The sequence below is a fragment of the Dietzia sp. CQ4 genome, assembly GCF_014145125.1.
Classification (GTDB): domain Bacteria; phylum Actinomycetota; class Actinomycetes; order Mycobacteriales; family Mycobacteriaceae; genus Dietzia; species Dietzia natronolimnaea.
Genome location: NZ_JAALDZ010000048.1, coordinates 1 through 7954, shown reverse-complemented (window position 1 = coordinate 7954; position 7954 = coordinate 1). Strand labels below are relative to the sequence as shown.

8 protein-coding genes and 1 pseudogene are annotated in these 7954 nt (G+C 72.3%); 6 read left to right on the top strand and 3 right to left on the bottom strand.

Annotation, left to right across the window (positions count from 1 at the left end; all coding sequences use genetic code 11):
* Nucleotides 1–437: pseudogene (locus tag G6031_RS03700) on the bottom strand (molybdopterin molybdenumtransferase MoeA); the annotation flags it as partial.
* A gap of 162 nt (nt 438–599) precedes the next feature.
* Between G6031_RS03700 and G6031_RS03695 the strand changes: the two are divergent.
* From G6031_RS03695 to G6031_RS03680, 4 genes are all read left to right on the top strand, one after another.
* Nucleotides 600–1958 carry a solute carrier family 23 protein gene (locus G6031_RS03695; protein ID WP_241737168.1) on the top strand — a complete coding sequence of 453 codons (1359 nt, stop codon included), beginning with the start codon at nt 600–602 and terminating at the stop codon, nt 1956–1958.
* A gap of 62 nt (nt 1959–2020) precedes the next feature.
* Nucleotides 2021–3082, top strand: coding sequence for a GTP 3',8-cyclase MoaA (moaA, locus tag G6031_RS03690; RefSeq protein ID WP_347238434.1), 1062 nt, complete (start codon nt 2021–2023; stop codon nt 3080–3082).
* A gap of 54 nt (nt 3083–3136) precedes the next feature.
* On the top strand, nt 3137–3400 hold the full coding sequence (locus G6031_RS03685; protein WP_259847878.1) for a hypothetical protein: 264 nt from the start codon (nt 3137–3139) through the stop codon (nt 3398–3400).
* A 3-nt stretch (nt 3401–3403) separates the two neighbouring features.
* Nucleotides 3404–4210, top strand: a complete 807-nt coding sequence (locus G6031_RS03680) for a substrate-binding domain-containing protein (RefSeq protein ID WP_182652474.1) — start codon at nt 3404–3406, stop codon at nt 4208–4210.
* Nucleotides 4211–4235: 25 nt separating this feature from the next.
* On the opposite strand, the gene G6031_RS03675 is transcribed toward G6031_RS03680, so the two are convergent.
* Nucleotides 4236–5513: a globin domain-containing protein gene (locus G6031_RS03675; RefSeq protein WP_182652473.1), complete on the bottom strand. Its 1278-nt coding sequence runs from the start codon at nt 5511–5513 to the stop codon at nt 4236–4238.
* 89 nt (nt 5514–5602) lie between these two features.
* A complete protein-coding gene (locus tag G6031_RS03670; protein WP_179524128.1) occupies nt 5603–6043 on the bottom strand; it encodes an Rrf2 family transcriptional regulator in 441 nt (146 codons plus the stop codon).
* A gap of 193 nt (nt 6044–6236) precedes the next feature.
* On the opposite strand from G6031_RS03670, the gene G6031_RS03665 reads away from it, so the two are divergent.
* Complete coding sequence (locus tag G6031_RS03665) at nt 6237–7727, top strand: cobyric acid synthase (protein ID WP_182652472.1); 1491 nt, start codon at nt 6237–6239, stop codon at nt 7725–7727.
* A partial coding sequence (locus G6031_RS03660; RefSeq protein ID WP_182652471.1) for a precorrin-6A/cobalt-precorrin-6A reductase occupies nt 7724–7954 on the top strand: 231 nt, incomplete at its 3' end. The genes G6031_RS03665 and G6031_RS03660, both read left to right, overlap by 4 nt.

Below are 7954 nucleotides of genomic sequence, written 5' to 3'. Positions count from 1 at the left end.
GGTCGGCCGCCCGAGGGATCGGCGGGATCCCCGATGGAGGTGTCCTCCACGGGGACCACACAATCGGCCCCCTCGGGGACCGGCGCACCGGTCATCACCTTGCAGGCCTCGTCGTCGTCGACCTGTGGCCCCGGTCCGTCACCGGCGTGGGTCGTCCCCACCACCCGGAGCCGCACCGGCGAGTCCGGACCGGCCCCGGCGATGTCGGCCGACCGCACCGCGTAGCCGTCCATCTGCGAGTTCACGAACAGGGGGAGGTCCACCGGCGCGAGCAGATCCCGTGCGAGCACCGAGTCCGCGCACGCCACGACCGGCAACCGCGTGCTCTGGGCGGCCCGCTCCAGCACCGGCGCGAGATGCGTGCGGAGGAGCTCTCGGTACCCGGCGGGAGACGGCCGGGATACGGGGTGGGTCGGGCGGTCGGGGTGGGAGGCCATGCCCCCACGGTAATCGCGTTGTACTGTGCCTACGGTCCGCGCGCGGGGCGCAGGCGGGGAAATAAAGGGGAGACGGTGGCGGACGGCGCGCGGGGTTCGAGGAAGCTGTGGTCTGTCCACGGCGACGGCAAGAACATCAGGCCCGGCGAGGTCGTGGCCCCGATGGAGCGCCTGAGCTGGCCCCGGACGATCGGCATCGGCGCCCAGCACGTGGTCTCGATGTTCGGTGCCACGTTCGTCTTCCCCATCATCATGGGGCTCAACCCGCAGCTCGCGATCCTCTTCTCCGGCGTGTGCACGCTGCTGTTCCTGGCGATCGTCAAGGGGCAGGTCCCCAGCTACCTGGGCACCTCGGTGGCGTTCGTCGGGGCGGTCGCGGCGATCCGCGCGCAGGGCGGCACGAGTGCGGAGGTCACCGGCGCGATGCTGGTGGCGGGTGCGACCCTCGCCGTGGTCGGCGTCATCGTGCACGTGGTGGGCGGGCGCGTGGTCACCGCCGTGCTGCCCCCGGTCGTCACCGGCGCCGTGGTGATGCTGCTGGGCTTCAACCTGGCACCCGTGGTGGCCGAGACCTACTGGCCGCAGGACCAGTGGGTGGCGCTGACGGTGATGGTCGCGCTGATCCTGATGACGGTGGGTCTGAAGGGCTTCGCCGGCCGGATCGCGATCTTCCTCGCGCTGATCTTCGGCTACGTCCTGTCCTGGGTGCTCGACCTGGTGACCGGTCCGATCACCTCGTTCAGCGCCACCGCCGGCGAGGTGACCGAGCACCTGCGGGTGGACTGGTCGGGCGTCGGGGACGCGCCGTGGCTCGGCTTGCCGCCCATGACCGACGAGGCCGCGGGCGTGGTGGGCATCCACGCGCCCGACTTCTCCCTGGCGTTCGTGCTGCTGATCGTCCCCGGGATCATCGCCCTGATCGCCGAGAACGCGGGTCACGTCAAGGCGATCGGCGAGATCACGCGCACCGAGACCGACGGCCTGATGGGCCGCGCCCTGGCCGCCGACGGTGCGGGCACCGTCCTGGCCACCTCGTTCGGCGGATCGGCGACGACGACGTACGCCGAGAACATCGGGGTGATGGCCGCGACCAAGGTCTACTCCACCGCCGCGTACGTGGTGGCGGCGCTGACCGCGATCCTCCTGGGCTGCTCGCCCAAGCTGGGCGCGGTGATCTCGGCGACGCCCGGCGGCGTGCTGGGCGGGATCACCGTGGTGCTCTACGGGATGATCGGCCTGCTCGGGGCGAAGATCTGGAAGGAGAACCGGGTCGACTTCGGCAACCCGCTCAACCTGGTCCCGGTGGCGGCGGGCGTGGTGATCGCCGTGGGCGACACGACCCTGACCGTGACGGACGACTTCCAGCTCGGCGGGATCGCGCTCGGCACCCTCGTGGTGGTGCTGGGGTACCACCTCGCCCGGCTGATCGCGCCGCAGTTGAGAGCGCAGGCCGAGCGCGACGAGATCCACGAGCTCACCCTCCTCGGGCCGAACCCGGAGGTGGAGGTGCCGGAGAGGTAGACGGCGGGGTGGCGCTCACGCGCCTACACTCGACCAGAACGCCCGGCAGATCGGAGGTGCGCGTGACCGCGACCGACATCCCGAGCCCTCGGCCGCGCCCCGACGGCGCGCGGCCGGCCACCCCGTTGCTCATCGACACCTTCGGTCGCACCGGGCGGGACCTGCGCGTCTCGCTGACGGAGAAGTGCTCCCTGCGCTGCACGTACTGCATGCCGGAGGAGGGGCTGCCGCCCATCCCGGAGGCCGCACGCATGACCACCGACGAGGTGATCCGGCTGGTCACGCTGGCGCATCACGACCTCGGGGTCCGCGAGGTGCGCTTCACCGGCGGCGAACCCCTGATGCGGCAGGACCTCGAGAGGATCGTCGCCGGGACCCGGGCGGCGTGCCCTGACCTTCCGATCGCCCTCACCACCAACGGCGTGGGCCTCGAGCACCGGGTGGGCGCACTGGTCGAGGCCGGGCTCGACCGGATCAACATCTCCCTGGACACGGTCAACCGCCTCGAGTTCGCCGAGCTCACCCGTCGCGACCGGCTGCCGTCGGTGCTCCGCGGGGTCCGTGCCGCGGTCGAGGCGGGACTCGCCCCGGTCAAGGTCAACGCCGTGCCGATGCGGGCCACCCTGCCGGGGGCTCCCGACCTGCTGGAATGGGCCCTGGAGGAGGGCGTGCAGCTGCGGTTCATCGAGGAGATGCCGCTCGACGCCGACAACACCTGGTCCAGGGTCGAGATGGTCACGGCGCAGGAGCTGCTCGACGTGTTGGGCGCGCGCTTCGACCTGGTGCCCGCCGGTCGCGAGGACCCGTCCGCCCCGGCCGAACTGTGGGAGGTGGCCGGACGCTCGGTGGCGGGGTCCCCGGCCCACGTCGGGGTGATCGCCACCGTCACCCGCAACTTCTGCGCGGCCTGTGACCGGACGCGGCTGACCGCCGAGGGGACCGTGAGATCCTGCTTGTTCAGTGATGACGAGACCGACGTGTTGGGTGTGTTGCGCTCCGGGGCGCAGGACGCGGAGATCGCCCGGGTGTGGCGCGGGGCGATGTGGGGTAAGCAGGCCGGGCACGGCATCGGTGGGACGGCGTTCCACCGGCCGCGCCGGTCGATGGGCGCCATAGGCGGATGACGTGTCACCGAAAGTGGCGGCGGCGCGTCGGGGGCAGGGGCTAGAGTCGACACCGTGAGCAGGACATCGAGAATGATCACCGTGGGGTACTACGCGGCGGCCGAGGACGCGGCCGGCACCGCCCGCGAGCGCCTCCACACGGACGCGACGACCATCGGTGAACTGGCCCGGGAAGTCTGCGAGAGGCATGGTGAGCCGTTGGCCAGCATCGTCACGGTGTCGTCCTTCCTCATCGGCGAGGAGACCACGCGAGACCCCCTCGCCTCGATCGACGGGGTCTCCGTGATCGACATCCTGCCCCCCTTCGCCGGGGGTTGACCGGTGGGTCGGCGTCAGGGGATCGCGGTGGTGGGCGTGGCCCTGGTGTGCTCCGGGTTCGCGTGTGCGACCGAGGAACCGGAGGCCACCGCGACCGTCTCGCTCGGCGTGGCCGCCGCGCCGTCGTTGTCCGTCGCGTTCACCGACCTCATCCAGATCTTCGAGGAGGAGAATCCCGGGGTCCGGGTCCACCTCGAACTGGGGCGGTCGGACGAGATCGCCGAGGGGCTGTCCGACCGCACGGACCTCAACGTCTTCGCCTCCGCGAGCGAGGAGGTGATGGACCTCGCCGTGGCACAGGGAGCCGCCGCGGAACCGCAGATCTTCGCCCGGAACCACGTGGTCGTGGCGGTGCCGTCCGGGAACCCCCTCCGCGTGCGCGGACTGGGCGACCTGTCCCGCCCGGACCTGCGCGTGGGCCTGTGTGCGCCGGACACCCCGTGTGGCAAAGCGACCGAGAAGGTGCTCGCCGCCGCGGCGGTGGAGCCCACGGACGTCACATGGGAGGACGGGTCCCGCGCGCTCAGTGTCCGGCTCGCGGACAACGAGATGGACGTCGGGATCGTCTACCGCACTGACGTCGCGAGCTCGCACGGGTGGGTGGCGCCCGTCAGTCCCGAGGGTCGCGAGCGGGACCTGATGCGGTCGGCGGGAACGACCCGGTACGTCCTGGCCCGCGTCCCCAGTGGGGAGAGCGGGCCCGGGGGCGAGGCCGAACGGGTGGCGGCCGACCGTTTCCGCGAGCTCGTGACCTCCGAACGCGGCCGCCGGACCCTCGAGGGTGCCGGACTGGACGCGCTGCCGGAGTGACCCGGGTGCCGCCCGGCGCGCGGGACTAGACCAGCCAGTCGTTGGGGGCGAAGAGCTCGGCGTGAATCCGGTGTTCGGGCACCCCGGCCTCGAGGAACGTCGGGCGCATCGACTGGAGGAAGCCGGTGGAGCCACACAGGAAGACGTGTGCGTCCGCCGGGAGTCCGACGGAGGCCGGGTCCATGAGGCCCGGGTGGACCGTCCCGGGTCCGGAGGCCGCGTCCGCGCCGTGCTCGTACCAGGTGTGCACCTCGGCATCGGCGAGCAGTGAGGACTCGCCGGCGACCTCCTCGGCCAGAACGTGCTGGTCGGGCGAGCGGTCCGCGTGCAGGATCAGCACGCGCCGGGGATCGTCGGTCGCCGACAGGTGAGCGATCATGCCGAGCATCGGGGTGATGCCGATCCCGGCCGAGCACAGGACGACCGGTGCCGCGTCCGGGCCCGACCCGGTTCCCGCGGCGTCCAGGACCAGGTCACCGAACGGCAGCGTGACCTGGAGCGTGGTGCCGACCCGGGCGTGGGCGTGCAGCCACCCGGAGACCTCACCGGCGGGGCACGGACCCGCGCCACCGGAGACCGCGTCGACCCGGCGGATGCCGATCCGCCACGTGCCCGACCCCGGCGCCGCCGACAGCGAGTACTGACGCAACTGGCGCGCGCCGTCGGGCAGCACCACGCCGACGGAGGTGTACTGGCCGGGTCGGAAGTCCGGCAGGTCGCCACCGTCGGGACCGCCGAGGGTCACCACGGTGACGGAATCGGTGACGTCCTCCCGGGCCAGGACGACGGCGGTCCGGAAGACGTCTCCCGGCTCGACCCGGGCCTCGGCGTAGAGGGCGTTCTCGAAGTCCACGAGGACGCCCGCCATGATCCAGTACACCTCGTCCCACGCGGCCGCGATCTCCGGGGTGATCGCCTCGCCCAGCACCTGGACGATCGCGTCGAAGAGGTTGTCGTGGACCACCTGGTACTGGTCGGCGGTGATCCCGAGGCTCGCGTGCTTGTGGCCGATCCGGGCCAGCATGTCGACGGGGCTCTTCCCGTCCACCAGCAGCGTCGCGAAGGTGGCGATGGAGGCGGCGAGCGCGCGCTGCTGGGCGCCCAGCTTCTGGTTGCCGCGGTTGAAGGTGTCGCGCAGGAGCTCGGGGTGGTTGCCGAACATCGTGCGGTAGAACACCGGGGTGATCTCGTCGATGTGCGCCCCGATGACCGGGAGCGTGTCGCGGATGATCGGGACGTGGTGCGGCGAGAGCTCCCGCGGATGGGCGAGGATCGTCTCGAGTGAGGTGAGCGACGTGGTCATGCGGATCTCCTTCAGTGGGCGCGACGGGGTCACCCGGGCACCTGGGGTGCCGGGCGTCGAGGGGGTGTGGGTCGGTGGTCGCCGACCGGTCAGGGGGCGGGTCCCAGGCTGAGCAGGACCTGCCGGGTCGGGGTGTGGACGATGCCCGAGACGGTGAGTGGATCGAGGGCGGCGAAGAACGCCTCGCGAGCCTCGGCCAGGGCTCGGCGGAGGCTGCAGTTGCCGGCCAGCGGGCAGGGCGCCGGGCCCTCGCACTGCACCACCTCGCCGGGTCCCTCGAGTTCACGCAGCAGCCGCCCGACGGACGCCTGACGACCGGCCTCGGTGATCGCGAGACCACCGCCCCGGCCCCGCCGGGACTCGACGAGGCCGAGCTCCACGAGCCGGGAGACGGTCTTGGCCACGTGGCTCGTCGACGCGTTCACCGACTCGGCGATTCCCCCGGCGGTCATCCGGTCCCCGCGCCCGTCGGCCACGGCGAGACGCATGAGGGCGCGGAGCGCGAGATCGGAGAACCTGGACAACTGCACGAGGCCGAGCGTGCCATATTGCGAACCGCCGGAGCGCATTTGTCCGCAGTGATCTCAAATACGTTCTGAGCTGGGCATTTGGCGGGCGTGTGACCAGCAGGAACGTGGGGTCCCCCTCACCGTCGCGGCCTGTCGGCCCCTCGGCGGAGCACCTCGGCGGGGGTGAGGGAGGGCGCGGCTAGGATCGATCCCCATGGCAGCCTCCCTCCTCGTCGCCGGCACCACGTCGGATGCCGGCAAGAGCGTGGTGGTGACGGCGCTGTGCCGGGCGTTCGTCCGGCGGGGCATCAGGGTCGCGCCGTTCAAGGCGCAGAACATGTCCAACAACTCGATGGTCGTCCGGGGGCCGGCGGGCTTCGGGGAGATCGGGCGCGCGCAGTGGATCCAGGCCCTCGCGGCACGCGCCGAGCCCGAGGTGGCGATGAACCCGGTGCTGCTCAAGCCGGGCGGCGACCGGCGCAGCCACGTGGTGGTGATGGGCCGCCCCGCCGGGACGGTCTCGTCCAGGGACTTCGTCGACGGTCGCGTGCATCTGGCCACCGCCGCCCATGCCGCATACGACGACCTGGCCGACCGGATCGACCTGGTGCTGTGCGAGGGCGCGGGCAGTCCTGCCGAGATCAACCTCCGTGCCGGTGACTACGTCAACATGGGCCTGGCCCGTCACGCCGACATGCCGGTGGTCGTGGTGGGCGATATCGACCGCGGCGGGGTCTTCGCCGCGATGTACGGCACGGTGGCACTCCTGGATGCCGCCGACCAGCGGCTCGTCGCAGGCTTCGTCGTCAACAAGTTCCGCGGTGACCCCTCGCTCCTCGGACCGGGGCTGGACCACCTCGAGGCGCTCACCGGACGGCGGGTCCACGGAGTGCTGCCCTGGAGCCCCGACGTGTGGCTCGACTCCGAGGACGCGCTGGACATCGGCGGTCGCCGCGCCGACGCCGGCCGGGCGTTGCGGGTCGCCGTGATCCGGCTGCCCCGGATCAGCAACTTCACCGATGTCGACGCGCTGGGGCTGGAGCCGGACGTCGACGTGGAGTTCGTCACCGACCCCCGGACCGTCCGGGGCGCGGACCTGGTGGTCCTGCCCGGCACGCGCGCGACGATCGACGACCTGGCCTGGCTCCGCTCCCGCGGTCTGGACCGCGCGGTGATCGACCACGCCCACGCCGGGGGGTCGGTGTTCGGCATCTGCGGTGGCTTCCAGATGCTCGGCCGACTCGTCCGGGACCCGGAGGGGGTGGAGGGTCCCGAGGGCGCGGAGGTCGACGGGCTCGGGCTGCTGGACGTGGAGACGGAGTTCGGGCCGGAGAAGGTCCTGCGGCTGCCCACCGGGGAGGCGCTCGGTCAGGCGGCGGCCGGGTACGAGATCCACCACGGGCGGATCGGCCTCGGCGCGGACCCCGAGTTCCTCGGGGGTGCGAGGCGCGACGGTGTGGCGGGCACCATGTGGCACGGGAGCCTCGAGTCCGACGGGTTCCGTCAGGCCTACCTCGCGGAGGTGGCGGCCCGTGTCGGCCGGGTCCGCGAACCCTCCGGTGTGGACTTCGCCGCCGCACGCGAGAGGCGACTGGACCTGCTGGGTGATCTGGCGGAGGAGCACCTCGACCTGGACGCCCTGCTGGAGCTGGCCCGCGAGGGCGCGCCGGAGATGCCGTCCCTGCCGCCGGGGTCGGAGCGGTGATCCTCGTCCTGGGTGGGACCGCCGAGGCGCGGGAGCTGGCGAGACTGCTGCAGGACGCGGGTCACGAGTTCTGCTCGTCCCTGGCGGGAAGGGTGGCGCGTCCGCGATTGCCCGTGGGCCGGGTCCGGATCGGCGGCTTCGGCGGGGTCGAGGGGCTCCGCGACCACCTCTCCACGCACGGGGTCCGCGTGGTCGTGGACGCCACGCACCCGTTCGCCGCGGGGATC

Bases quoted from the DNA above. Each gene is read 5' to 3' on its own strand.
- G6031_RS03665 (WP_182652472.1), top strand. From the start codon at position 6,237: ATGGCAGCCTCCCTCCTCGTCGCCGGCACCACGTCGGATGCCGGCAAG.
- G6031_RS03695 (WP_241737168.1), top strand. From the start codon at position 600: ATGGAGCGCCTGAGCTGGCCCCGGACGATCGGCATCGGCGCCCAGCAC.
- G6031_RS03675 (WP_182652473.1), bottom strand. From the start codon at position 5,513: ATGACCACGTCGCTCACCTCACTCGAGACGATCCTCGCCCATCCGCGG.